The following is a 24,515-nucleotide window of genomic DNA, read 5'->3' as shown; positions in this document are numbered from 1 at the left end:
CCGGAAGCCCTCGCCAAGGCGGCACAGCCCGGAACGCCACCCGAGGCGGCACAACCGGAGCAGCCGGGTGCACCCGGCCCGGCGGCCGAGCCGCGGTCGCTGCCCGACCCGGTGGAGGCCGGCAGACCGACCCGAAGCACCCTCGCGACGCGCCCCCCGACACCGGTCGGCCCGGCGGCACCTGCCGAGGGCGCCCGGAAACCGGGGACTGCGACACCCTCGACAGCGGCGGAACCAGCGGCACTCGCCGAAGGCACGTGGCCGACGGCACTCGCCGAAGGCGCACGGCCTGCGCCCGCCGGGCACCCGGACCTGGTGGCGCTCGCCGAAGGCACACGACCGGTGGTGCTCGCCGGGCACCCGGATCTGGTGGTGGTCGACCGGGCCGCGGAGCCCCTGCTGCTCGCGGAGGGGGCCCAGGAGCTGGGGATCTCCCCGGTGGAGGGGCTCGCGGCGGCGGGCCCGCGCCGTATCGAGGGGCTGCTTCTCGGGCTGGCCGCGGGGGATGCCGCGGGATGGCCCGCCGCACGGCACCGGGCCGCGCGGATGCCCGAGTGGACCCGGCGGCTGACCCGCGAGCTCGACACCTTCGCGGAGCGGAACGCCACGACCACGCTGCCCGTACCGATCGCGCTGAACCAGCCACCGGAACCGTTGCGGCTCGGCCCCTCGGACGACGCCGAGTGGGCGGCGTTCGCGGCGGAGGCCGTACTGCGGGCCGGGGAGACCACGGCGCTCGGCGACCTGAGCCTGGACCGCAGGATGCGCGCGTCCATCGACCTGTCCTGGAACGCCGTCGCCAGCGAGGTCGCCGCCGCGGCGGACCGCGCCCCCGAGGTCGAGTCCGCCCTGCTCCCGCTGCGCGCCCGGATCTCGGTGCGCGCCGGACTCGGCAACCTCGCCACCGGCCTGCGCCCGCCCGCCACCGGCCACGACAACCCCCACTACTTCGACGACGCGGCCTGCGTACGGGCCTGCGTCCTCGCCGTGGCGCACCCGGGCGACCCCCGGCTCGCCGCGGAACTCGCCGAGTTCGACGCCCGCTACACCCAGGACGGCGACGGGGTGCACGGCGCCCGCGCGATGGCCGCGGCGGTGGCGCTCGCCCTCGCCGGGCACGGCGTCGACACCTGCGTGGAGGCGGCCCTCGCCGAACTGCCCGCCGCGACGGAGATCGGCCGCAACGCCCGGCACGCCATCGCGCTGGCCCGGGGCAGCGAGAGCGCCTTCGCCCTGGTCCCCCTCCTGGAACACCAGATCGTCGACCACGTGTACAGCTACGGCATCGCGGCCGCCGAGACCGTCCCCGTCGCCCTCGCCCTGGCGCTGGCCGCGCGCGGCCGGATCGCCGAGGCCGTGCCCGCCGCCGCCTGTCTGTCCCGGGTCGCCGACTCTGCCCCCGCCCTGGCCGGCGCGCTCACCGGGGCGCTCGGCGGCGACGCCGCGATCCCCGCCTCGTGGCGCGACGCCTGCCGCACCCTGTCCGGCTGCGCGCTGCCCCGGCTGACCGGGACGGATCTCATCGGGCTCGCCGAACTCCTGGAGGCGACAGGACTCGCCGACCCGCTCGATTCCCCGGAACTGGCCGCCCCAGAGGGATGATTCGGGCATGACGCCCAAAAGAGAAGGAACGGGAACCCTCGACGAACGGATCACCGGAACCCTCGTCGGAGCCGCCGTCGGCGACGCCCTCGGCGGCCCCGTCGAGGGGTATTCCCCCGAGCAGATCACCGAACGCCACGGCGGTCGCGTGCACGGCGTCGTCGGCCCCTGGAACGGCGACGACTGGCCCACCGCCCGCCCCATCGCCCCGTACCACAAGGGCGACGGACACGTCACCGACGACACCCTGATGACCCATGCGCTGGTACGGGTGTACGCCACCGTCCGCGACCACCTCGACGCCTACGCCGTCGCCGAGCACCTGGTCCCCGACCTGATGACCACCCCCCGCTGGATTCCGGAACTGGAGGCCGAGGCCCTCCCCCTCCAGCGGATCTTCCTCGCCGAGAAGTGGCTGGTCGCCCGCCTCCACTACGGCCATGTGGACCCCCGGGAGGCCGGCGCCGGCAACATCGTCAACTGCGGTGCCGCGATGTACATGGCCCCGGTCGGCCTGGTCAACGCGGCGAACCCGGCGGGCGCGTACGCCGAGGCGCTCGACATCGCGGGCGCCCACCAGTCCTCGTACGGCCGCGAGGCAGCGGGCGTCTTCGCGGCGGCGGTGGCGGCGGCCTGCTCACCCGGCGCGACCCCCGACTCGGTCGTCGCCGCGTGTCTGTCGCTGGCCAAGGACGGCACCCGCGCCGCCGTCGAGGCGGTCTGCGAAGTCGCCGCGCGGCACACGGACTTCGAGTCGGCGCTCGACCCGCTGCGCCGGGCGGTGGCCCCGTACGACACGGTCGGACCCGACTACCGCTCCCCCTCTCTCTGCGCCCGCCGTCCCTCCCGGCTCCACTCCATCGAGGAACTCCCCGTCGCGCTCGGCATGTTGCTGGTGTCGGGCGGCGACTTCCGGCACGCGGTCCTCGGTTCGGTCAACTACGGCCGCGACTGCGACTCCATCGCCACCATGGCGGGCGCTCTCGCGGGCGCGCTGGGCGGCGAGGTCCCGCACGACTGGGCCAAGACGGTGGCCGAGTCCAGCCGCCTCGACCTGGACGCCCCGGCGCGTACGCTCGCCGAGGTGACCCGGGAGATCTTCGGCCGTGACGTCCAGCGCCGCCGGGCCCACGAGGCGGCGTACGCCGCGCTGGCGGGAACACCGTGCTCCGACTGACCTGGGTCCAGCCCGAGGACCTCCTCGGCCACGAACTCCACCAGGCCGTCCAGGACGGCCGCGAGCCGGCCCGCGTCGCCGCCCGCTGGCACGCGGCGGGCGGCCGGCCCGCCCCGCTGCGCGCGGGCGCCTCGGCGACCCCGGCCTCGCCGTCCCTGCGCCGCCTCGCGGCCGAACTCCTCGACGAACTCGCCGCCCTGCCAGGCAGGTTGGCGGACGACGAACCGACGGATCTGGCACTGATCAAGGCCCAGTGCCCCGCCTGGCCGCCCCCGCGGTACGCACCCGTACCCGCTCCCGACCGGACCCGCCTGGAAGCGGCGTGGCTCGGCCGGGCCGTGGGCTGCCTGCTGGGCAAACCCGTGGAGAAGCTCCCCCTCGACGCGATCCGGGCGCTGGCCAGAGCCTCCGGCAACTGGCCCCTGCGCACCTGGTTCACCGCGCGGGGCGTACCCCCGGAGCTCCTGGAAGCCCACCCGTGGAACCGGCGCTCCGCCGCCACCTCCCTGGCCGAGAACATCGACGGCATGCCGGAGGACGACGACCTCAACTACCCGCTTCTGAACCTGCTGTTGCTCCAAAGGTACGGCCGGGACTTCACGACCGCGGACGTGGCCAGGCTCTGGCTGGACGAACTCCCCGCCGGCCGCACCTTCACCGCGGAGCGCGTCGCGTACCGCAACCTCCTCAGCGGCATCGAACCGCCGGACACCGCCCGCCGTCACAACCCGTTCCGCGAGTGGATCGGCGCCCTGATCCGCGCGGACGTGCACGGCTGGACCAACCCGGGCGACCCGGCGCGGGCCGCGGAACAGGCGTACCGCGACGCCGCCCTCACCCACACGGCCAACGGCGTCTACGCGGCCATGTTCACGGCCGCCGCCATCGCCGAGGCGGCCACCGCGAGACGTGACGTCCACGATTGTCTGCGCGCCGGACTGAGAGTCGTCCCGCCCGGTTCCCGGCTGGCCCGAGCGGTCCGCCACGCCGTCCGGCTCGCCCGTACGACACCGGACTTCGACACGGTCGTCGACGAACTGCACGCCACCCACCGCGACTGTCACTGGGTGCACGCCGTGCCCAACACCGCGCTGATCGCCGCCGCCCTCACCCACGCCGACGGCGACTTCGGCGGCTCCATCTGCCGGGCGGTGTCCGGCGGTCTGGACACCGACTCGAACGGGGCGACGGCCGGAAGCATCGCCGGCCTGCTCACGGGCGACCCCGCCAAGCTGCCCGACCGCTGGACGGCCCCCCTCAAGAACCGGCTCGCCACCTCCGTCGCCGACTTCAACGGCATCGGCTTCGACGCCCTCGCCCACCTCACACAACGGGAGACCGTTCGCCCATGACGCATATCGCCGTGCTCGGCAGCACGAACATGGACCTCGTCGCGTATGTCGCCAAAGCCCCGCAGCGCGGAGAGACCGTGACGGGACGGGAGTTCCGTACGGTCCCCGGCGGCAAGGGCGCGAACCAGGCGGTGGCCGCCGCGCACGCGGGCGCCGACGTCTCCCTGGTCGGCGCGGTGGGCGCCGACTCCTTCGGCAGCCAACTCCGTTCCACGCTGGAGCACTTCGGCGTGAACACCGACCATCTGCGCACCACCGAGGGCCCGTCGGGCACCGCGCACATCGTGGTGGACGACGAGGGCGGCAACGCGATCGTCGTCATCCCCGGCGCCAACGGCACCGTCACCTCGCTCGCCCCCGGCGACGAGGGCCTCATCGCCAGCGCCGACGCGCTTCTCCTCCAGCTCGAAATCCCCTTGGAGGCCGTGCTCGCCGGAGCTGAGGCCGCGCGCCGGCACGGCGTCCGGACGATCCTGACCCCGGCCCCCGCACAGTTCCTTTCGCCCCAACTGCTCGCCACCATCGACCTGTTGGTGCCCAACCAGCACGAGGCCGCCGCGCTCACCGGCTTCACCGACCCGCGCGGAGCCGCCGCCGCGCTGCTCGAACAGGTCCCCGAGGTCGTCGTCACGCTCGGCGCCGAGGGCAGTCTGTACGCGGCCCGGGGCGCCGACCCCATCACGGTGCCCGCGCCGAAGGTGACCGCCGTCGACTCCACCGGCGCGGGCGACACCTTCGTCGGCACCCTCGCGGTGGCGCTCGCCGAGGGCCGGGAGATGTCGGAGGCCATGGTGTGGGCGTCGGCGGCGGCCGCGATGTCGGTACAGAAGCCCGGAGCGTCGTCCTCGATGCCGTACCGCTCCGAGATCGACGCCCAGGCCGGCGCATGAGCGGCCACACCGGGAGCGGCTCCCTCAGCGGCGTGCGCGTCCTCGACCTCGCGACCCTGTTCGCGGGGCCGCTCGCCGCCACCCTGCTCGGCGACTTCGGCGCGGAGGTCGTCAAGGTCGAGCACCCGGCCCAGCCCGACCCGTCCCGGGGACACGGCCCCTCGAAGGACGGTATCGGCCTGTGGTGGAAGCTCCTCGGCCGCAACAAGCGCACGATCACCCTCGACCTGTCGAAGCGGGGCGGCCGAGAGACCCTGCTCCGGCTCGCCGCCGACGCCGACGTGATCATCGAGAACTTCCGCCCGGGCACCCTGGAGAAGTGGGACCTCGGCTGGGAGGAACTGTCCGCGGCCAACCCCCGCCTGGTCCTCGCCCGGGTCACCGCCTTCGGCCAGTTCGGCCCGTACGCGCACCGCCCCGGCTTCGGCACGCTCGCGGAGGCGATGAGCGGCTTCGCGGCGATCACCGGCGAGGCGGGCGCGCCGCCGACCCTCCCGCCGTTCGGCCTGGCCGACTCGATCGCGGGACTGGCGACGGCGTACGCCGTGCTGACCGCGCTGGCCGCGCGCGATCGCACCGGCGAGGGCCAGGTGATCGACATGGCGATCATCGAGCCGATCCTGACCGTCCTCGGCCCGCAGCCGATCTGGTACGACCAACTGGGCCATGTCCAGCCCCGCACCGGCAACCGCTCGGCGAACAACGCCCCCCGCAACACCTATCGCACGGCGGACGGTTCCTGGGTCGCGGTCTCGACGTCGGCGCAGTCGATCGCCGAGCGGGTGATGCGGCTGGTGGGCCGCCCGGACGTGATCGACGAGCCGTGGTTCGCGACCGGCGCGGACCGGGCACTGCACGCCGACGTCCTGGACGGGGCGGTCGGCGCGTGGATCGCCGAACGCACCCGGGACGAGGTCCTCGCCGCCTTCGAGAAGGCGGAGGCGGCGATCGCCCCCGTCCAGGACGTCCGGGACGTCATGACCGACCCGCAGTACCAGGCCCTGGACACGGTCACCACCGTCGACGACCCCGAACTGGGCCCGCTGCGCATGCAGAACGTCCTCTTCCGGCTCTCCGCCACACCCGGCGCGATCCACTGGGCGGGCCGCCCGCACGGCGCGGACACCGACGCCGTCCTCACCGAACTCGGCCTGACGGGACCCGAGATCGAGGCGCTGAGAGCGGAGGGCGCGCTGTGAACGCGGACCTCCTTCCCCTCACCTGGCTGTACGCGCCGGGTGACCGTCCCGAGGTGGTGGCCAAGGCCCTGCGCTCCGGCGCGGACGTCGTCCTCGTCGACCTGGAGGACGCGGTCGCCCCGCACCGCAAGGAGTACGCGCGCTCCGCAACCGCCGACCTGCTCGCCGAAGCGCCGCCCGTCCCGGTGCACGTCCGGGTCAACGCCCTCGACGGCCCGTTCGCCGACACCGATCTGAAGACGCTCTCGTCGCTCCCGGGCCTGTCCGGTCTGCGGCTGCCGAAGGTGACCTCGCGCTCCGACGTCGTACGGGCGGCGGAGAGCGCGACCCCCGCGGAGGGCGACGCGATCCCGCTCTACGCCCTGCTGGAGACGGCTCTGGGCGTGGAGCAGGCCTTCTCCATCGCCTCGTCCCATCGCGCGCTGCGCGGTATCGCGCTCGGTGAGAGTGATCTACGGGCCGATCTCGGCGTCCGCGACGAAGCGGGCCTCGACTGGTCCCGGGCCCGTCTGATCGTGGCCGCCCGGGCGGCCGGGCTGCCGCCGCCGGTCCAGTCGGTCTACCCCGACATCCGCGACGTGGAGGGCCTGGCCTCGTCCTGCGCGCACGGCCGCGCCCTCGGCTTCCTCGGGCGCGCGGCGATCCACCCCCGCCAGCTCCCCATCATCGAGCGGGCCTACCTCCCCACCCCGGCCGAGGTCGACTCCGCCGAGGCCGTCATCCGGGCGGCCGCCTCCGATGCGGGCGCCCAGGCCCTGCCGGACGGCCGTTTCGTCGACGCGGCGGTGGTCACGGGCGCCCGCCGCACCCTCGCCCTCGCCCAGCGCCTGGCCTGAGACGACACGACCCAGGACGGCACGACCCGGGACAACACGGCCTGAGACGGGCACGGCCTGAGACGACACGAAGGGGGCGCCGCGTCCTGGACGCGGCGCCCCCTTCTGCGTACGAAGGAACTCAGCTCTTCTTGGCCGACCCGGCCTCGTCCCGCGACACGGACTCCGCGTCGGGCTCCGTCCCGGATTCCGTCTCGGACGCGGGCCCGGCTGACTTGTCGGACCCGGCAGGCTCGGCGGACTCGGTTACGGCCGGCTTGTCGAGGCCGACGGAGTCGTCGCCGGTCCCGGCATCGGTCCCGACCTCACCCTCGCCGTCGCTCTCGTCCCCGCCCTTGTCGTCGGCCTTGTCCTCGGCGGTGTCCTCGTCCTTGCCGGAAGCGGTCGCGTCGTCCTCGGCCGGCGTGTCCTCGTCGGCGTGGGGCTCCACGATCTCCTCACGCCCCGGACGCAGCCGGGCCGAGAGCACGAAATAGAGCACCGCGAGGAGGAAGACCACCAGCGCGGTCCAGTCGTTGAGACGCAGGCCCAGGATGTGGTGGGCGTCGTCGACACGCATGTACTCGATCCAGCCCCGGCCGACGCAGTAGGCGGCGACGTACAGGGCGAAGGCGCGTCCGTGACCGAGCTTGAAACGGCGGTCGGCCCAGATGACCAGGAATCCGACGCCGACGCACCACAGGGACTCGTACAGGAACGTCGGGTGGTAGTAACCGGGGACCCGCCCGTCCGTGGAGGACGTGATGTGCAGCGCCCACGGAACCTTCGTGGCCCTGCCGTACAGCTCCTGGTTGAACCAGTTGCCCCAGCGCCCGATCGCCTGCGCGAAGGCGATGCCCGGCGCGAGGGCGTCGGCCCAGGCGGGCAGCGGGATACCCCGGCGGCGGCACCCGATCCAGGCGCCCAGCCCACCGAGGGCGATGGCGCCCCAGATGCCGAGCCCGCCCTGCCAGACCTTGAAGGCGTCCACCCAGTCACGGCCCTCGCTGAAATACAGCTCGTAGTCCGTGATCACGTGGTAGAGCCGACCGCCGACGAGGCCGAAGGGCACGGCCCAGACCGCGATGTCGGCCACTGTGCCGGCCCGCCCTCCCCGGGCGATCCAGCGCTTGTTGCCGAGCCAGACGGCTACGAAGACGCCGATGATGATGCAGAACGCGTAGCCGCGCAGCGGAATGGGGCCGAGGTGCAGCACACCGTGCGACGGGCTGGGAATGTAGGCAAGTTCCATGGCAAGGTCGACGCTACCGTGCCGGACGCCACCGGCGGCGGGCAGCCCCGCAACGGGTCCATAACGTGCGGCGCCCCCGGCCTCTGGAGAGGCGGGGGCGCCGGAGCGTGCGGGCGCGGCGGGCCGCAGCGCGCGGGCGGCTCAGCCCTTGTTCGCCGCCTCCACCATCTGCTTGAGCTTGGCGGGCGTCATCGACTGGTCCGCGGAGATGATCTTGCCGCCGAGGAGCACGGTCGGGGTGCCCGAGAAGCCGTTGCTCTGGAACGCGGCGTGCGATTTGTGGACCCAGCTGTCGTGCGTGCCCTTGTTGACGCAGGCGCGGAAGGCCGGGGTGTCCAGGCCGCCGACCTTTCCGGCGAGCTCGATGAGCTTGTTGTTGTCGGCGAAGGCGTCGTCCGTCTCCTCGGGCTGGTTCTCGTACAGGACGTCGTGGTAGTCGCGGAACTTTCCGGCGTCCTGGGCGCACGCGGCGGCGTTGGCGGCCCGGAGGGAGCCGCTGCCTCGCGTGTTCCCGTCGATCAGCGTGACGAGGTGGTACTCGACCTTCATCTGTCCGGAGTCGGTCAGCTCGTGGATCGTCGGGCGGTAGGCCGCCTCGAAGGCCTGGCAGGCCGGGCAGCGGAAGTCCTCCCACACCGTGAGGGTCGACTTGGCGCTGTCCTTGCCGACGGGGATCGCGAGACTGTCCTTGCCGGTGGCGCCCGAGGGCGACACGACCGGGCCCGAGGCGCCGCTCTTCTTGTCCTTGCCTGCGTTGGCGGCCACCACACCGATCACGGCGGCCAGACCGAGGACGCAGACCACCGACGCCCCCACGATCAGCGCGCGCCGGCGCTTCTCCCCGGCCTTCTGCTTCTCTCGCTCGACCGCCAGCCGCTCGCGGGCGTTGCGCTTTCCGTCACGGTTCTTCTCGCTCACATCCGGCAGAACGAACCGGGGAGGCACAGCGCGCCTCCCCGGTCCAAGGTCCACTCGTTCGAGTGAGCGGATTGTCCGTTACGCACGGATCCGCACAGTGGCGTCCACGCACGGATCCGTGTGGCGGCGTGCGTGCACATATGTGCGGATCCGCGCGCCACCGTCCGGGCGGATCCGCACGGTGACGTCACGCCTTTCCGCGCACGCCCTTCGCGAGGTCGGCCGCGAGCGCCCGTACGGCGTCGAGCCCGGCCGCCTCGTCCGGCGCGTCCAGCATCCGCTTGACGAACGCCGAGCCGACGATCACGCCGTCGGCGAAGCCGGCCACCTCGGCGGCCTGCGCGGCACTGGAGACCCCGAGGCCGACGCAGACGGGCAGCTCGGTGGTGGCCTTGGTGCGCGCCACCAGGTCCTGGGCCTGGTTCCCGACCGACTCCCGGGTTCCGGTGACCCCCATCAGCGAGGCCGCGTACACGAAGCCGCTGCCGGCCGCCGTGATCTCGGCGAGCCGGGCGTCCTTGCTGCTGGGCGCGACGACGAAGACGGTCGCGAGACCGTGCTTCTCCGCGTGCTCCCTCCACAGCGCCGACTCCTGCACGGGCAGGTCGGGCAGGATGCAGCCCGCGCCGCCCGCCTCGGCGAGCTCGGCGGTGAAGCGCTCCACGCCGTAACGGTCGATGGGGTTCCAGTACGTCATCACGAGGACCGGCCTGCCGGTGGCCGCGAAGGCCTCCCGGACGGTCCGCATGACATCCGCGATCTTGACGCCGCCGCGCAGGGCGATGTCGTCGGCGGTCTGGATGACGGGGCCGTCGAGGACCGGGTCGCTGTGCGGCAGCCCGACCTCGACGATGTCGGCGCCGCCCTCGAAGACGGCCTTGACGGCGGCGATGCCGCCGTCGACGGTCGGGAACCCGGCCGGCAGGTAGGCGATGAGGGCGGACCTGCCCTCGGCCTTCGCGGCGCCGAGGGTGTCGCTCAACAGCTGGATGTTGCCGCTCACTTGGCGTCCCCCTCGATCTCGGCGTTCTCGCTGTCGGCGTCCGCGGCGACGACGGCGTCGACGCCGTTGTCGTAGAGGCCGAAGTAGCGGGCGGCCGTGTCCATGTCCTTGTCGCCGCGCCCGGACAGGTTGACGACGATCAGCCCGTCCTTGCCCAGCTCCTTGCCGACCTCCAGGGCCCCGGCCAGCGCGTGGGCGCTCTCGATCGCCGGGATGATGCCCTCGGTGCGGGAGAGCAGCCGCAGGGCCTGCATCGCCGCGTCGTCGGTGACCGCGCGGTACTCGGCGCGGCCGCTGTCCTTGAGGTAGGAGTGCTCGGGGCCGATGCCGGGGTAGTCGAGTCCGGCCGAGATCGAGTAGGGCTCGGTGATCTGGCCCTCCTCGTCCTGGAGGACGTACGACCGTGATCCGTGCAGGATGCCGGGCTCGCCCGCGGTCAGGGTCGCCGCGTGCTCGCCGGTCTCCAGGCCGTGCCCGCCGGGCTCGCAGCCGATCAGGCGTACGCCGGTGTCGGGGATGAAGGCGTGGAAGAGGCCGATGGCGTTCGAGCCGCCGCCGACGCAGGCGACGGCGGCGTCGGGCAGCCGGCCGGCGCGCTCCAGGATCTGCCGCCGGGCCTCCACACCGATGACCCGGTGGAAGTCGCGGACCATGGCGGGGAAGGGGTGCGGGCCCGCGACGGTCCCGAAGAGGTAGTGGGTGTGGTCGACGTTGGCGACCCAGTCGCGGAACGCCTCGTTGATGGCGTCCTTGAGGGTGCGGGAGCCGGACTTCACGGCGATGACCTCGGCGCCGAGCATGCGCATCCGGGCCACGTTCAGGGCCTGGCGCTGGGTGTCGACCTCGCCCATGTAGATGGTGCATTCGAGGCCGAAGAGCGCGCACGCGGTGGCGGTGGCGACGCCGTGCTGGCCGGCGCCGGTCTCCGCGATGACCCGGGTCTTGCCCATGCGCCGGGTGAGCAGGGCCTGGCCGAGCACGTTGTTGATCTTGTGCGAGCCGGTGTGGTTGAGGTCCTCGCGCTTGAGGAAGATCCGTGCGCCACCGGCGTGTTCGGCGAAGCGCGGCACCTCGGTGAGGGAGCTCGGGCGTCCGGTGTAGTGGACGAGCAGGTCGTCGAGCTCGCGGGCGAACTCGGGGTCCGCCTTCGCCTTGTCGTACTCGACGGCGACCTCGTCCACGGCGGCGACCAGCGCCTCGGGGATGAACTTGCCGCCGAACGCGCCGAAGTAGCCTTCGGCGCTGGGGACTTGACCTTCGGGGTCGGGAATGAAGAACTCGCTGGGCATGCGGATACCTCGCAGGGGCGACAGCCCCGGTTACGGGATCGGACAGGGGTCACGGAAGCCGGACGCACCCGCGCTCCGCCGTCACCGACAGGTCTGTCGGTGACACCGCCCACCCTGCCGCCGGTCCACCCGCGCCGACGCGACGGACGCGCCGTCGCGAGGGACCGGGGTGTGCCGGACTCGGCTGGGTCCGTCTACGGGGTGGATCCAGCTCGTTCCCCGCACGGGTGGAACCGGCTCGGTCCCCACTTGGGTGGAACCGCTCGGTCCACGCGTGCGGTGGACTCGGACCGATCCACACGTGGTGGACTCAGCTCCACGCGTGCGGTGGACTCGGCTCGGTCCACACGTGGTGGACTCAGCTCCACGCGTGCGGTGGACTCGGCTCGGTCCACCGGCGAGGGGACCAGGCCTGGGAGGGCGTGAGCGCGCGTACGCGCTCGGGCCATCGCATGCCGTTGACCTGACCCGGCTCGTCGCCGATGACGTAACGGACCCGGCGCCCGTGCACACGGCGTGCGGGCGCCCGGCAGCCGCGCGGCCGGCAGCCGCGGGCGAGCCAGGCGTAGGGGTCACGGGCCGCCGAGGGGACCGGGAGCGCGGCGGCGGACGGCACACAGGGGCGTCCGGCGTGCGGGTCCCCGGGAAGGGAGGGGTGCGCGACCGGCGGCAGCGGGGTCCCGCCGTCCGCCCCCGGCACGGGCGATCCGGCCCGCGACCGCGAGACCGCGCCACCCGGAGCCGGTACGACCGGACCCCGTACGGCCGGATGCGGTACGACCGGAGGCTGTACGGCCGACCCCGCGCGCGCCGGTACGCCGTCGGGGCGGTGGCCCGGACGGGGTACGGCGGGGGCGAGGGTCGGGGCGGACACCGGCAGGTCAGTCCCGTCCGTGCCGCAGGGCCGGGTGGGCACCCGCGGCGACCAGGTCGGAGACGGCGGTCTTCGGGTCACGGCCGGTGACCAGGGACTCGCCGACCAGGACAGCGTCGGCGCCCGCGTTGGCGTACGCGATGAGGTCGTGCGGGCCGCGGACACCGGACTCGGCGATCTTGACGAGGTTGTCCGGGATCTCGGGGGCGACCCGCTCGAAGGTCGTACGGTCGACCTTCAGCGTCTTCAGGTCGCGCGCGTTGACACCGATGATCTTCGCGCCGGCGTCCACCGCGCGCTCGACCTCGTCCTCGTCGTGCACCTCGACCAGCGGCGTGAGCCCGATGGACTCGGCACGCTCGATGAGGGACTCCAGGGCGGGCTGGTCGAGCGCCGCGACGATGAGCAGCGCCAGGTCGGCGCCGTACGCGCGGGCCTCCCAGAGCTGGTACGACGTGACGATGAAGTCCTTGCGCAGCACCGGGATGTCCACGCGGGCGCGGACGGCCTCCAGGTCGGCGAGCGAACCGCCGAAGCGGCGCTGTTCGGTGAGGACGGAGATGACGGCCGCGCCGCCCGCCTCGTAGTCGGCGGCCAGGGCCGCCGGGTCGGCGATCGCGGCGAGCGCGCCCTTGGACGGGCTGGACCGCTTGACCTCGCAGATGACCTTGACGCCGTCACCGCGCAGGGCGGCGACACCGTCCTTGGCCGCCGGAGCCTTCGCCGCGCGCTCCTTGAGCTCGTCGAGGCTGACGCGCGCCTGCCGCTCCGCGAGGTCGGCACGGACTCCGTCGATGATCTCGTCGAGCACACTCACGCGAGCGGCCCCCTTCCCTGCGGTGAACGGTTGAAGCGGTCTGGCAGCCGACCCGGGTTCACCGTCCCTGACGGAAAAGTCGGGTCACTGCGATGGTATCCGGAGGAAGGCGTAGCCCTCGCATCCGGTTGACGCCGGTCCCATTACCTGGACATTTGTCATTTGATCAAGGGTGCAGCCAGCTGCCGGACGGCAGGTTCCGGACAACGGTGAAGACCAGCGCCAACGCGCCCAGGCTCCACAGGTGGACCGGTCCGAGATCGAGCCGCACGGGTCGTCCGCGCGCCGCACGGATCACCCAGACGGCCCACAGCACCACGAAGGCCAGGTAGCCGCCGACGGCGAGCGCGTTGTCCGTGAGGGCGGCGGCGAGGTCCCCGTGCACGAAGGCGTGCGCGCTGCGCAGACCGCCGCAGCCGGGGCAGTACACGCCCGTGAGGCGGAACAGCGGGCAGACGGGGTAGTGGCCGGGCTGATTGGGGTCGACGGCCCCGACGTACGCGAAGGCCCCGACGACGGCCGCGAGCGTTCCGGCGGGAACGGCGAGCCGCCGCACCAGGTCGCCGGCGCCCGGCCCGGTCCGCGTCACCCTCTGGATTTCGGCGTTCACGTGACGCATTCTGCCTCGCGCGCGGGGCGGGCGCTCGCCCGCGTACGCGGAAGGCGGCCCGGGCGGGTGTGCCGGGGCCGCCTTCCGTGTACGCCTCGGTGGGTCAGGCGTCGAAGCCTCGGTGGGTCAGGCGTCGGCGCCCACGGTCGAACGCGCCGTGGTCGCGGGGTGCGCCTCGGAGGTCTTCGGCTGGCCGAGACCCATGCTCCGCATGACCATGCCCACGACACCGCCGAGGACGACGACGACCATGCCGGCCCAGAAGCCCAGCGGTTCGGCCATCACCATGAAGGCACCCGCGATGCAGAAACCGATGAAGACGATGATGACACCGGTCCAGGCGGCCGGGGTGTGACCGTGGCTGCTGCCCGCCATGACTTGCTCCTCGTTGCTGTATGCGTGTGTGAGTCGGACGCTCACCGTCCATTGTCCCGTACGCGCGGGCCCGCCGTGAGCGGGGGGTGGCCCCTCGCGCGTCGGTTCGCCCGGGTCAGGACGCAGGACCCGGGCCTCAGGACCTCGTGGGCGCCGGGGCCTAGGTCCCGGCCGGGTCGGGACCGGTGGGGTCCTCGCCGCGGTCGAGAGCCTTCCAGAGGTCCTCGGGGCGGTCCGGGTCGACCGGCTTGGCCTTGCGGGGCCGGGGCCTGCCGTCCCGCTCGTAGCGGCCGGACATGCCGGGCCACAGCCGTCCGTAGCGCAGGGCGAGCAGACCGGCGAGCAGGATGAGCGCGCCGCCCGCCGCGGCCACGTACGGCCAGAGGGTGTGGCCGATCCCGGCCGCGGTGGCGGCGGTGTTGCCGGAGGCGGCGGCGGCCCGCTCGTCGAGGGCGGAGCTGTCGCTCGCGCCGAGGACGGCGGCGACGATCGTGCCCGCGCCGGAGAGCGCGAGCAGCGCGGAGACCAGGAGTCGGCCGGAGCGGCGGACGGCGAAGACGGCGACGAGCGCGGCGAGGCCGACTATCGCGAGCGCCGCGGGCACACCCGTGACGTCGCTGCCCTTGACGGTCAGCGGGAAGGCGCCGCCGGCCACGGTCGCGGTCCCCTGCGCCCAGCTCTGCCGGGTGGACAGCAGGGCCACGGCCGCGCCGAGCGCGCCGCTCAGCAGGGTCACAGCGAGGCTGCGGCGGCCGGACCGGGCGGGTCCCGCGGCTTCGGATCGGGGGTGAGGTACAGCAGTCACAGACCCCACTATCGCCTGAACCCCGGGCGAACCCGCATCCGGGGTTACGTGAGCCTCGTCCTATTGGCTGCGTTTCGCCCTCGGCCGTACGGCCCCGGGCGCGCTCGGAGCACGGTCGGGCGGTACGACAACTGCCCACCCAACTGCCCACCGCCCGACGGCCCGAGCCGGTTCGCTGCCGGGCCGCGCCAGCCGGGCCGCGCCAGGCGATTCGCCGCTCGGCCGCCCGCGCCGACCCGGCGCGGGCGCACCCGGGCCGGGCCCGCTCCTCGCGTTACCGCCCGAGCCTGTTCGCCGTGTGCACGGCGCGCAGGACCGCCGCCGCCTTGTTCCGGCACTCGTCGTCCTCCAAAGCCGGGACCGAGTCGGCGACGATGCCGGCGCCGGCCTGGACGTACGCCGTGCCGTCGCGCAGCAGGGCCGTACGGATGGCGATGGCGGTGTCGGAGTCGCCGGCGAAGTCGAGGTAGCCGACGCAGCCGCCGTACAACCCGCGCCGGGACGGCTCCAGTTCGTCGATGATCTGCATCGCGCGCGGCTTGGGCGCGCCGGAGAGGGTGCCGGCGGGGAAGCAGGCGGTGAGCACGTCGAAGGCCGTACGGCCCGCGGCGACCCGGCCGGTCACCGTGGAGACGATGTGCATCACGTGCGAGTACCGCTCGATGGACATGAAGTCGACGACCTCGACGGAGCCGGGCTCGCAGACCCGTCCGAGGTCGTTGCGCCCGAGGTCGACGAGCATCAGGTGCTCGGCGCGCTCCTTGGGGTCGGCGATCAGCTCGTCGGCGAGGGCCTGGTCGTCCTGGACGGTCGCGCCGCGCGGCCGGGTGCCCGCGATGGGGTGCACCATCGCCTGCCCGCCCTCGACCTTGACCAGGGCCTCCGGGGAGGAGCCGACCACGTCGAAGCCGTCGAAGCGGAACAGGTACATGTACGGCGACGGGTTGGTCGCCCGCAGGACCCGGTAGACGTCCAACGCGCTGGCCGTGCACGGCGTTTCGAAGCGCTGCGAGGGGACGACCTGGAAGGCCTCGCCGGCCCGGATGCGCTCCTTGATGTCCTCGACGGCGTCCTGGAAGTCGGGGCCGCCCCAGAGCGCGGTGTACTCGGGGAGTTCGGAGGGCGGGAGCGCGGCGGGCGGCTGGGACACCGCGCGCGAGAGGTCGGCCTCCATGGCGTCCAGGCGGGCGACGGCGTCCGCGTACGCCTCGTCGACGCCGGTGTCGAGGTCGTTGTGGTTGATCGCGTTGGCGATCAGCTGGACCGAGCCGTCCCAGTGGTCCAGGACGGCCAGGTCGCTGGTGAGCAGCATGGTCAGCTCGGGCAGCTTCAGGTCGTCCCGCTCGCCGGGTCCGATCTTCTCCAGGCGGCGCACGATGTCGTAGCCCAGATAGCCGACCATGCCGCCGGTGAACGGGGGCAGTCCCTCGCCCTGCGGGGTGTGCAGCGCCTCGATGGTGGCGCGCAGGGCGGCGAGCGGATCACCGTCCACGGGGACGCCGACGGGCGGGGTGCCCAGCCAGTACGCCTGCCCGTCGCGCTCGGTGAGGGTGGCGGCGGAGCGGACGCCCACGAACGAGTAGCGGGACCAGGAAAGGGAGGTGCGGCCGTTCTCCGCGGATTCGAGCAGGAACGTGCCGGGGCGCTCGGCGGCCAGCTTGCGGTAGAGCGCGACCGGCGTGTCGCCGTCCGCGAGCAGTTTGCGGCTGACGGGGATGACACGGCGGTCGCCGGCCAGCTTGCGGAACGTCTCGAGGTCCATGGCGGCTGACCTTACTGATTCCCGGCCGGTGCACCGGAATCGGCGCCCTCGGGCCGGCCGTCCGCGTCCTTGAGCAGCACGTCGTCGTCGAAGCAGGTGCGGTCCCCGGTGTGGCAGGCGGCGCCCACCTGGTCGACCCGCACCAGGACGGTGTCGGCGTCGCAGTCCAGGGCAACGGACTTGACGTGCTGGAAGTGGCCGGAGGTGTCGCCCTTGACCCAGTACTCCTGGCGGCTGCGCGACCAGTAGGTGCAGCGGCCCGTGGTGAGGGTGCGGTGCAGTGCCTCGTCGTCCATCCAGCCGAGCATCAGCACCTCACCGGTGTCGTACTGCTGGGCGATGGCGGGGACGAGTCCGTCGGCACCGCGCTTGAGGCGGGCGGCGATCCCGGGGTCCAGGCTGCTGGGGGGAGGCGTGCTGGTCATGGGCGCCATTGTGCCGCGCCGGACCGTCGTACCCGGCCGTTGTCCACAGGCCGGACCGCGTAGTTGTCCACAGGCTGGACGGGACGGGATCCGGCGCGCTCTCCACTGGGCGGAGCGGCTGCCCGGTCGTAGGCTGGCTGGCATGTCGACCCATGCGAAGCGCGAACGGCTCCTCCTCGCAGATCTGTTGGAAGCCGCGGGCCCGGACGCCCCGACCCTGTGCGAGGGCTGGAGCAGCCGGGACCTCGCCGCGCACGTGGTGGTGCGTGAGCGCCGCCCCGACGCCGCCGGCGGTCTCGTGGTCAAGCAGCTCGCGCCCCGCCTGGAGCGGGTGATGGCGGAGTTCGCCGAGAAGCCGTACGAGGAGCTGATCCAGCTGGTCCGTACGGGGCCGCCGCGCTTCTCGCCGTTCTCCCTGAAGCAGCTCGACGAGGCGTCGAACGTGGTCGAGTTCTATGTCCACGCCGAGGACGTGCGGCGCGCTCAGCCGGACTGGACGCCGCGCGAGCTGGACGCGGTGTTCCAGGAGGCCCTGTGGTCGCGGCTGGAGCGCACGGCGCGGCTGATGGGGCGCGGCGCCCCGACGGGGGTTGTCCTGCGCCGGCCGAACGGCCAGACGGCGGTGCTGAAGAAGGGCACGCCGGTGGTGACGGTGACCGGCGAGCCCTCGGAGCTGCTGCTGTTCGCGATCGGCCGGCAGAGCGTGGCGGACGTCGAGCTGGACGGCGACAAGGACGCGATCACCAAGCTCCACGAGGCGAAGCAACTGGGCATCTAGGCCGCTGGCCACCGGCCACCGGCCTCCCCATCCGGCACCGGTCACGAGCCCCTTCGGCCCCACCCCCGGGCCGGTTCCGCCGCCACCGGTCGCCGACGCCTTCGCCAACGCCAGGCTCCGAGGTCCTTTCGGCTACGGCCGGGTCGCCAGGTCCGATCCGACGGCCACCGGCCGCGAGGCCCCTTCAGCTACCAGCGCGCCGCCAGGACCGCTCCACCGCCGCCAGGCCGCAAGGGCCATTGCCGCCACCGGTCGACAGGACCGTTGGGCCGCGACCGGGCCCCCAGGGCCGTTCGGTCGCGGCTGGGCCGCAAGATCTGGTCTGCGGCCACCGGGTCGCAAGGTGCGATCCGCGGCCTCCGGTCAGCGGGGCAGTTCGGCGCGCCGCAGGTCTCGTACGCACAGGGTGAGGACCCCGCCGAGGCCGCACACCGCGGCGCTGGTGACGAAGACCGGCCCGGTGCCCCACCAGCCGATCGCGGCGGCGGTCAGCGGCATGCTGAGCGGTGCGAGACCCAGGCTGACGATGCCGGCGACGGCGGTGACCCGGCCCAGGTAGGCGGGGTCGGACTGGGTCTGGAGCAGCGCGCCGCACAGGGCGCCGCTGAGCCCGGCGAGCAGTCCGACGACGAGGGCGACGCCGACGGCCCCGGCGATGCTCGGCACGAAGGCGAGCGAGCCGATGGCCACGGAGCCGCCGAGGATGGCCAGTGCGGCGACGTTCCCCGCGCGCGGGAGCCGTCCGCGCAGGGTCAGCAGCAGTGCGGCGGCTCCCGCGCCGACGCCGAACGCGGCGATCACAGAGCCCATCCCGGACGCGCCCCAGCCGCGCCGGTCGGCGAGCAGGGCCAGTCCCACGTTCAGCGGTCCCACGAAGCCGAGGTCGCCGAGGGCGATGGCGACGATGAGCGGCGCGAGGACGCGGTGGCCGCGGATGTAGCGCAGACCGTCACCGAGGTCGCGCCAGGCGGTGCGTTCCGCCGGGTCCGCCGTGTCGTCCGAGGGCAGTTCCCGCATGCGTACGGAGATCAGCAGCGGTACCGACAGGGCGATGAGCGCGCCCGCCAGCGCGAACGCGGACGCCGAGCCGCCGAGGGCCACGGCGAGGCCGCCGAGCGGGGCGCCCAGCACATTGGCGAAGCGGATCGCGAGACCCCGCATGCCCTGTACCCGGGCGAGCTGGTCCCGGCCGGTGACCCGGGCGGGAAGGGCGCCCACGGCGGGCATGAACACGGCGTCGACGATGCCGAAGACGACGGCGAGCAGGGCCAGCAGCCACAGCCCGGGACTGGTCGCGAAGAGCAGCGCGGCGACCGTCAGCACGGCCGCGCAGCGCACCGCGTCGCTGCCGATGACGACCTTCCTCGGCCCGAACCGGTCGGCGACCACTCCCCCGCCGAGCATCAGCAGCGCCCGCGGCACGGCGCTGACGGCCATCACGAGCCCGGCCTCGGAGGGCGTACCGGCCTGGACGGCGGCCCAGGACAGCGCGACGTAGAAGACGTTGTCGCCGATCATCGACGAGGTGTAGGCGCCGAGCCAGCGCAGGACGTTGCCGTCGCGGTGGGCGGGCCTGCCGGGGGCTTGCGTGGAAGCCTCGGCGGGGGCCTGTCCGGGGGTCGGTATGACGGTCGCGGTCACGGGATCGAGTCCTCTCGGGTCGGGCGCGCTCTGGAGATCAGACACGGAACGGGAATCCGTGGAGGTGCAGGGCGACGTTCTCGCGCCCTTCGGTGTCACCGGCCGCTTCGTCCGCGCGGCCCTTCTCGTCGTACTTCCGGATGACGGTGAGCAACTCGGCCTGCAATTCGCCCAGTTGGGTCGCGGTCAGCCGCAAGGTCGCCTCCATGTCGGCGGACGCGTCGTTCCACTCCGTCGACCAGGTGGCCCGTTCGTCGAGGTAGCGCCGGTAGAGGTCACTGCGCTGGTCGTGGTAGAGCCTGGTGAAGGCGAGATGGGCGGCCTCCTTCTCCGGCGCGTCCCGGAAGTCGACGCCCCGGACGCTGACGCCGTCCGAGGCCGGCTGCCACCAGCGCTCGCGGCCGTCTCCGCTGCGCGGCTCGGCCTCCTCGATCAGCCCGTGCTCGGCGAGCTTGCGCAGGTGGTAGCTGACGAGCGAGGGCGCCTCGTCGACCTGCTCGCCCAGCTGGGAAGCGGTGGCCGCACCGGCGACGTTCAGAGCGCGGTACAGCCGCATCCGCAGCGGATGCCCAAGGGCCTTGAGCGTGCCCACATCCGCGATCCGGCGGTTCTCCTTGCTTGCCATGACCCGACCCTAGATGCGAAAGAAAAGTTGCGCAACTAAAATTGCGCAACTTTTCTTTCGCATCTTTCGCGTCCGCGCCGTCCGCCGGGTCAGGGGTCGAGCAGCGTGTGGGCGGCCAGGGCCAGGGACAGTTCCACGACGTCCGCGGGGCGGGTCAGGGAGCGGCCGGTGAGCTGCTCGCAGCGGCGCAGCCGGTTCAGGACCGTGTTGCGGTGGCAGTAGAGGCGGCCCGCGGCCCGCTGGGCGGAACCGTCACAGGCGAGCCAGGCCGTCAGCGTGTCCAGCATGACGTCCCGGTCGGACAGGTCCAGCCGCAGCAGCGGCCCGAGAACCCGCTCGGAGAGTGCCGCGCCGAGGACCGGCGCGGAGACGACGAGCGCGGCGGGCAGATGCTCCTCCAGTACGACGGTTCCGCCGGAGCGCGGGCAGGCCCGCAGCGCCGTGTCGGCCAGACGACGGGCGTCACCGATCGCCGCGAGACCGTCCACCACCGGGCTTACCCCGACCCTGGCCACCGGCGGGGCGGTCAGCCGGCGGGCGATCTCCCCGGCGTCCACGTCGAGCCCGTGCGCCCTGGGGCGCTCCCCGCCGCGGCCACCCGCGCTGCCCGGACCGTCCTCGGCCGCCGAGGCGGGCGCCGGCTCGGGGCATCCGTCGTGGAGGCCGCTCCCGTGGCCGTGACCGGGCTCGTCCCCGTCGCAGGGGTGGTCGCCGAGCAGGACGATGCCGTAACTGCCCTCGCCGTCCCGGTCACGGTCGCGGTACCAGAGGACCCGCAGGCCGGAGAGGCTCACCTGGCCCCGTACGTCCGCGAACGCCCGGCCGACGGGCGGACGGGCCAGAACCACCGCGTACCGGCCCTGTTCGGGGAGCCCGAGGGCGGCGGCGGTGGCCGGCAGATCGGTGATCCGGGCGGTGCCGTCGAGCAGCGCGGCCGTCATCAGCCGCAGCCGGTTCTCCCGGCGCCACATCAGCTCGCGCTCGGTCTGGCGGTAGGCGTCGGCGACGACGGCGCAGTGGTCGTCGACGAAGTTCCAGACGTCGGCGGCCACATGCACGAGCAGCCGGGCGTCGGCGGGGTGGCGGCGGGTCGTCTCGTCGACGAGCTCCTGCCAGATCATGCCGCCGCCCAGCCGGAAGGCGCGCAGCAGGGCGTCCAGCGGGAGACCCCGTTCGGCGCGGGCCCGCCCGATGGCCCAGGAGCAGCGGTGGGCGGCCTCGCGCAGTTCTCCGGGCCGGATCAGGGATCCGACGTTCAGCCGCAACGAGCGCCGCACCTCGTCGCGCACGCTCTCCGCGTCGGCCTCCATGGCCGTGCGGTACGCGGGTTCACGCTCCTTCAGGAGGTCCATCAGGCGTTCGGTGAGTTCGGGCAGCCCCGCCATCAGCGCCCGGGCGGCCCGGTGCAGTACCGCGAGTGCCTCCGCGTCGACGGCCGGGCGGGCGGCCGGTACCGGGGGCCGCGGTCCGGGCTGGGACCGGACGTGGGCGGGTACGAGGTGCTGCATCGCTGTCCTCCACCGGAGTCGGCTCGGTCCGGGCCGCCCGGTGGGCCGACGCGCGGCACACGGGTGCTCGGACCTCCTGATCCCGCAGGATGACATACCGCCCGGTCGGTACCTAGGGGTGTGCGGCGGTCTTCTCGGCCCGGCCCACCAAACGGGAGAGCTCGACGCGGGAGCGGACCCCGAGGGTGGCGAAGACATTGCGCAGGTGGTGGTCCACGGTGCGGGGGCTCACGGACAGGCGCAGCGCCACTTCGCGGTTGGTGGCTCCTTCCGCGACGCAGCGGGCGATCCGCAGCTGCTGGGGCGTCAGAAGCGTGAGCGGACCGGCCGGTTCACCCGTTCCGGCGTCGCCGGTCGCGCGCAGTTCGGCCCTCGCCTGTGCGGCCCAGCCGAGCGCCCCGCCCCGCTCGAAGGACACCAGCGCGTCCCGCAGGCGGCCACGGGCCTCACCCGGTCTGCGCCGGCGTCGCAGCCAGGCCCCGTAGAGGAGTTGGGTGCGCCCGCGTTCGAAGTCCCCGGCCGCCTCCTCGTGTCGGGCGAGCGCGGTGGTGAACAGCGCCTCGCATTCCTCGGGGCCGCTCAACAGCGCACGGCAGCGGGCCAGTTGGGCGGGAGCCTGGGGATCGGCGCCCTGTGCGGCCCAGTGGGCGAACTCGGCCAGCGCGGACCGGGCGGCCTCCGTCTGTCCGGTGCGGGCCGCCGCTTCGACGAAGCAGGGGACGGCGAGCATCCGTACCGCGAAGTGACCGCGGCGGGGGCCGGCGCCGACCAGGGGGCCGAGCCGGGCGGCGGCCTCGGGGAGCCGGCCCCTGGCCAGGTCGGCACGGGCCCGCGCCCACTGGGACAGCGTGGCCGCCTGCGCCAGACCGTGGGACGCGGCGACGCGCTCGGCGGCGGCCGCGTGTTCCGCGACCTCCTCCGAAGAGCCCTCGACCGACGCCACGAGCGCGAGGATCGCGTGGTGGTGTGCCGCCAGGTTGTCCTGCCCTGTGCCGAGGGCCGTGCGCAGGCCGTCCTCGGCGTGGGCACGGGCGCGGGCGTGGCGGCCGGCCCGCAGTTCACCGTAGGCCAGCCGCTCCAGCGCCTGGGCGACCAGGATGTACGGGCCCCGGGCTCTGGCGACGGCGAGCGCACGGGAGTTGGCGCGACAGGCGGCGGTGAGGTCACCGACGACGAGGGCGGCGCCCCCCGCCCTCAGCAGGGCCTCCGGGCCGTCGAGGACCCCGGCCGCCCCCGCCGCGGCCACCACCTCCCGCAACGGCTGCCGTCCGGTGTCCACGCGGCCGTGCATCACGGCGGCCATCCCCGCCCGGTACGCAGCGAGCCGCCGGTCGGATTCCCGCTGGGCCGGGGTGTGTTCGGGCCGCGCCGGGATGTCGTCAGGCCTCGTCGAAACGTGCTCCGGCCGCGCCGGAGTGTCGTCCAGGGCTTCCACGCACGCCGCCGCGTCGCCCATCGCCCAGGACGCCTCGACGGCGGCGAGCCGGGCGGCCAGGGCGCGGTGCGCGTCGGTGGGGGCCAGCAACTCGGCGGCCAGCAGCAGGGCTTCGCGGGCGTCGGCGACCGGGCCGTCCTGGAGCGCGAGCTGCCCGCCCACGAGTTGGGCCGCACCCCGCACGGCGCCGTGCGGCCCCTCGCACTCGGCCTGCGCGAGCAACTCCCGTGCGCGGTGCGGCAGTCCCGCCAGCCGGGCCTGATCGGCGGCGTTGACCAGGCGGACGGCGCGCAGCCCCGTGCCGGCGGCGAGTCCGGCCGACCGCGCCCAGGCCGCCGAGCGCTCCGCGTGCGTCGGTCCGCCGTCCGGCAGCGCCGCCGCGGCGGCGAGCGCGTCGCCGAGGCCGGGTGCGGGAGCGGTTGCCGCCGCGGCCCGGTGGAAGAGAACGGGCAGCGCGTCCGGGCCTCCGGTGTGGGCATCGGCCAGCAGACGGTGGGCCGCGCGCCGACGGGCGGGCGGCACGGTCGCGTAGACGGCGCGGGCCACGCTCGGATCGGACGGGCGGATGCGGCCTCCGGCGAGTTGCAGGAGTCCGGCGGCCTCGGCGGCGTCGAGGGCGACCGCGTCGAGTCCGCCCGCCCCGGCCGCCCTGAGAATCAGCGCGGCATCCGCCCCGGCGGCCCTCGCGTCCCGCTCCCGCTCGGCCGCCACCAGCAGCAGCAGTCCCGCCGGAGCCCCGCACAAGGCAGCCGAACCCGAGCACACGACGCCATCCACGCCGGGCGGCGCACCAGGCTCAGCCCCTTCCCCGGCCGCGAACACCGGGACGCCGGTCGGGCCGGTCGGGCCGGTCGGGCGGGTGGGGTCGGGCGCGCCGATCGCGCCGGTCATGCCGGCCACGTTGGCCAGGTCGGTCACGCCGGTCTCATCGGTAACGCCGGTCTCATCGGTCGTGCGGATCGCGCCGGTTGCACCGGTAGCGCCGGGCCGGTCGGTCACGCCGGTCACGCCGGTCACGCCGGTCACGCCGGTCACGCCGGGGTCGTATACCGCGGGTGGGTCGGCCCGTACGGCGGTCGTACGGACGCGGCCGGACCGGGGCTCCGAACAGTCCGGCCGCTCAGGCCGCCGGCGCCGGTTCCCGTCGCTGCGAACAGCGGCGCGAACGGCGGCGCGGAGGACTGTCGCCGGGCCCGGCGCGGTGGGCGGCGGTGCGGTGGAACCCGGCACGGGGAGCGGTTCCGGCTCGTGTCCGGGGGCGAGCGGCCGACCGGGGCCGCGGCTCTGGCCCGGGTCGTTCGACGCACCTCGGGCGAGCGGCGGTAACGAGTTCCGGGCCGCCGTCCGGAGGGGACTTCGCGCA

The 24,515-nt window shown here is 74.0% G+C and carries 22 protein-coding genes; 7 read left to right on the top strand and 15 right to left on the bottom strand.

Going from position 1 to position 24,515, the window contains the following annotated elements; genetic code table 11:
* The first annotated feature begins 423 nt into the window (after positions 1-423).
* From ACZ6KY_RS01270 to ACZ6KY_RS01245, 6 genes are read left to right on the top strand one after another with little or no spacing between them, the layout of a single operon-like run.
* Positions 424-1,602 carry an ADP-ribosylglycohydrolase family protein gene (locus ACZ6KY_RS01270; RefSeq protein WP_469308491.1) on the top strand — a complete coding sequence of 393 codons (1,179 nt, stop codon included), beginning with the start codon at positions 424-426 and terminating at the stop codon, positions 1,600-1,602.
* 7 nt (positions 1,603-1,609) lie between these two features.
* On the top strand, positions 1,610-2,779 hold the full coding sequence (locus tag ACZ6KY_RS01265) for an ADP-ribosylglycohydrolase family protein (RefSeq protein ID WP_469308222.1): 1,170 nt from the start codon (positions 1,610-1,612) through the stop codon (positions 2,777-2,779).
* The gene (locus ACZ6KY_RS01260) at positions 2,767-4,131 is read left to right on the top strand and encodes an ADP-ribosylglycohydrolase family protein (RefSeq protein WP_469308221.1); all 1,365 of its coding nucleotides are present in this window, start codon (positions 2,767-2,769) and stop codon (positions 4,129-4,131) included. The genes ACZ6KY_RS01265 and ACZ6KY_RS01260 overlap by 13 nt, the downstream gene beginning before the upstream one ends.
* A complete protein-coding gene (gene rbsK / locus ACZ6KY_RS01255; protein WP_469308220.1) occupies positions 4,128-5,021 on the top strand; it encodes a ribokinase in 894 nt (297 codons plus the stop codon). The genes ACZ6KY_RS01260 and rbsK overlap by 4 nt, the downstream gene beginning before the upstream one ends.
* Positions 5,018-6,220, top strand: coding sequence for a CaiB/BaiF CoA transferase family protein (locus ACZ6KY_RS01250; protein WP_469308219.1), 1,203 nt, complete (start codon positions 5,018-5,020; stop codon positions 6,218-6,220). The genes rbsK and ACZ6KY_RS01250 overlap by 4 nt, the downstream gene beginning before the upstream one ends.
* A complete protein-coding gene (locus tag ACZ6KY_RS01245) occupies positions 6,217-7,056 on the top strand; it encodes an HpcH/HpaI aldolase/citrate lyase family protein (protein ID WP_469308218.1) in 840 nt (279 codons plus the stop codon). The genes ACZ6KY_RS01250 and ACZ6KY_RS01245 overlap by 4 nt, the downstream gene beginning before the upstream one ends.
* 121 nt (positions 7,057-7,177) lie before the next feature.
* Here ACZ6KY_RS01245 and lgt read toward each other — a convergent pair whose 3' ends face one another.
* From lgt to hisI, 11 genes are all read right to left on the bottom strand, one after another.
* On the bottom strand, positions 7,178-8,287 hold the full coding sequence (gene lgt, locus ACZ6KY_RS01240; RefSeq protein WP_469308217.1) for a prolipoprotein diacylglyceryl transferase: 1,110 nt from the start codon (positions 8,285-8,287) through the stop codon (positions 7,178-7,180).
* Positions 8,288-8,428: 141 nt separating this feature from the next.
* Positions 8,429-9,205: a DsbA family protein gene (locus ACZ6KY_RS01235; RefSeq protein ID WP_469308216.1), complete on the bottom strand. Its 777-nt coding sequence runs from the start codon at positions 9,203-9,205 to the stop codon at positions 8,429-8,431.
* Between the two features lie 187 nt (positions 9,206-9,392).
* Positions 9,393-10,208 carry a tryptophan synthase subunit alpha gene (gene trpA, locus ACZ6KY_RS01230; protein WP_469308215.1) on the bottom strand — a complete coding sequence of 272 codons (816 nt, stop codon included), beginning with the start codon at positions 10,206-10,208 and terminating at the stop codon, positions 9,393-9,395.
* Entirely contained in the window at positions 10,205-11,497 is a 1,293-nt protein-coding gene (gene trpB, locus ACZ6KY_RS01225; RefSeq protein WP_469308214.1) for a tryptophan synthase subunit beta, read from the bottom strand. Before trpB ends, trpA begins: the two co-directional genes overlap by 4 nt.
* A 358-nt stretch (positions 11,498-11,855) precedes the next feature.
* Positions 11,856-12,371: a tryptophan biosynthesis modulator TrpM gene (trpM, locus tag ACZ6KY_RS01220; protein ID WP_469308213.1), complete on the bottom strand. Its 516-nt coding sequence runs from the start codon at positions 12,369-12,371 to the stop codon at positions 11,856-11,858.
* 7 nt (positions 12,372-12,378) lie between these two features.
* Complete coding sequence (gene trpC / locus ACZ6KY_RS01215; protein ID WP_469308212.1) at positions 12,379-13,188, bottom strand: indole-3-glycerol phosphate synthase TrpC; 810 nt, start codon at positions 13,186-13,188, stop codon at positions 12,379-12,381.
* A 166-nt stretch (positions 13,189-13,354) separates the two neighbouring features.
* The gene (locus tag ACZ6KY_RS01210) at positions 13,355-13,807 is read right to left on the bottom strand and encodes a DUF2752 domain-containing protein (RefSeq protein WP_469308211.1); all 453 of its coding nucleotides are present in this window, start codon (positions 13,805-13,807) and stop codon (positions 13,355-13,357) included.
* 117 nt (positions 13,808-13,924) lie between these two features.
* Entirely contained in the window at positions 13,925-14,173 is a 249-nt protein-coding gene (locus ACZ6KY_RS01205) for an HGxxPAAW family protein (protein WP_469308210.1), read from the bottom strand.
* 160 nt (positions 14,174-14,333) lie between these two features.
* Positions 14,334-14,987 carry a TIGR02234 family membrane protein gene (locus ACZ6KY_RS01200; protein WP_469308209.1) on the bottom strand — a complete coding sequence of 218 codons (654 nt, stop codon included), beginning with the start codon at positions 14,985-14,987 and terminating at the stop codon, positions 14,334-14,336.
* Positions 14,988-15,252: 265 nt separating this feature from the next.
* Positions 15,253-16,740, bottom strand: coding sequence for an anthranilate synthase component I (locus ACZ6KY_RS01195; protein ID WP_469308208.1), 1,488 nt, complete (start codon positions 16,738-16,740; stop codon positions 15,253-15,255).
* An 11-nt stretch (positions 16,741-16,751) separates the two neighbouring features.
* A complete protein-coding gene (hisI, locus tag ACZ6KY_RS01190; RefSeq protein WP_469308207.1) occupies positions 16,752-17,165 on the bottom strand; it encodes a phosphoribosyl-AMP cyclohydrolase in 414 nt (137 codons plus the stop codon).
* A 142-nt stretch (positions 17,166-17,307) separates the two neighbouring features.
* On the opposite strand from hisI, the gene ACZ6KY_RS01185 reads away from it, so the two are divergent.
* Positions 17,308-17,943: a TIGR03085 family metal-binding protein gene (locus ACZ6KY_RS01185; RefSeq protein WP_469308206.1), complete on the top strand. Its 636-nt coding sequence runs from the start codon at positions 17,308-17,310 to the stop codon at positions 17,941-17,943.
* Positions 17,944-18,306: 363 nt separating this feature from the next.
* Here ACZ6KY_RS01185 and ACZ6KY_RS01180 read toward each other — a convergent pair whose 3' ends face one another.
* The 4 genes from ACZ6KY_RS01180 to ACZ6KY_RS01165 all read right to left on the bottom strand — a co-directional run bounded on the left by ACZ6KY_RS01180 (position 18,307) and on the right by ACZ6KY_RS01165 (position 24,187).
* Positions 18,307-19,584 (bottom strand): MFS transporter, encoded by a 1,278-nt coding sequence (locus ACZ6KY_RS01180; protein ID WP_469308205.1) that lies wholly within the window; start codon positions 19,582-19,584, stop codon positions 18,307-18,309.
* A gap of 37 nt (positions 19,585-19,621) precedes the next feature.
* Positions 19,622-20,209: an ArsR/SmtB family transcription factor gene (locus ACZ6KY_RS01175; protein WP_469308204.1), complete on the bottom strand. Its 588-nt coding sequence runs from the start codon at positions 20,207-20,209 to the stop codon at positions 19,622-19,624.
* Between the two features lie 89 nt (positions 20,210-20,298).
* A complete protein-coding gene (locus ACZ6KY_RS01170) occupies positions 20,299-21,717 on the bottom strand; it encodes a PucR family transcriptional regulator (RefSeq protein ID WP_469308203.1) in 1,419 nt (472 codons plus the stop codon).
* 112 nt (positions 21,718-21,829) lie between these two features.
* Positions 21,830-24,187, bottom strand: coding sequence for a helix-turn-helix transcriptional regulator (locus tag ACZ6KY_RS01165; RefSeq protein WP_469308202.1), 2,358 nt, complete (start codon positions 24,185-24,187; stop codon positions 21,830-21,832).
* Between the last annotated feature and the right edge of the window lie 328 nt (positions 24,188-24,515).

It is taken from the genome of Streptomyces sp. NPDC042002 (genome assembly GCF_055588305.1).
This window is presented reverse-complemented; position numbering and strand designations above follow the sequence as displayed.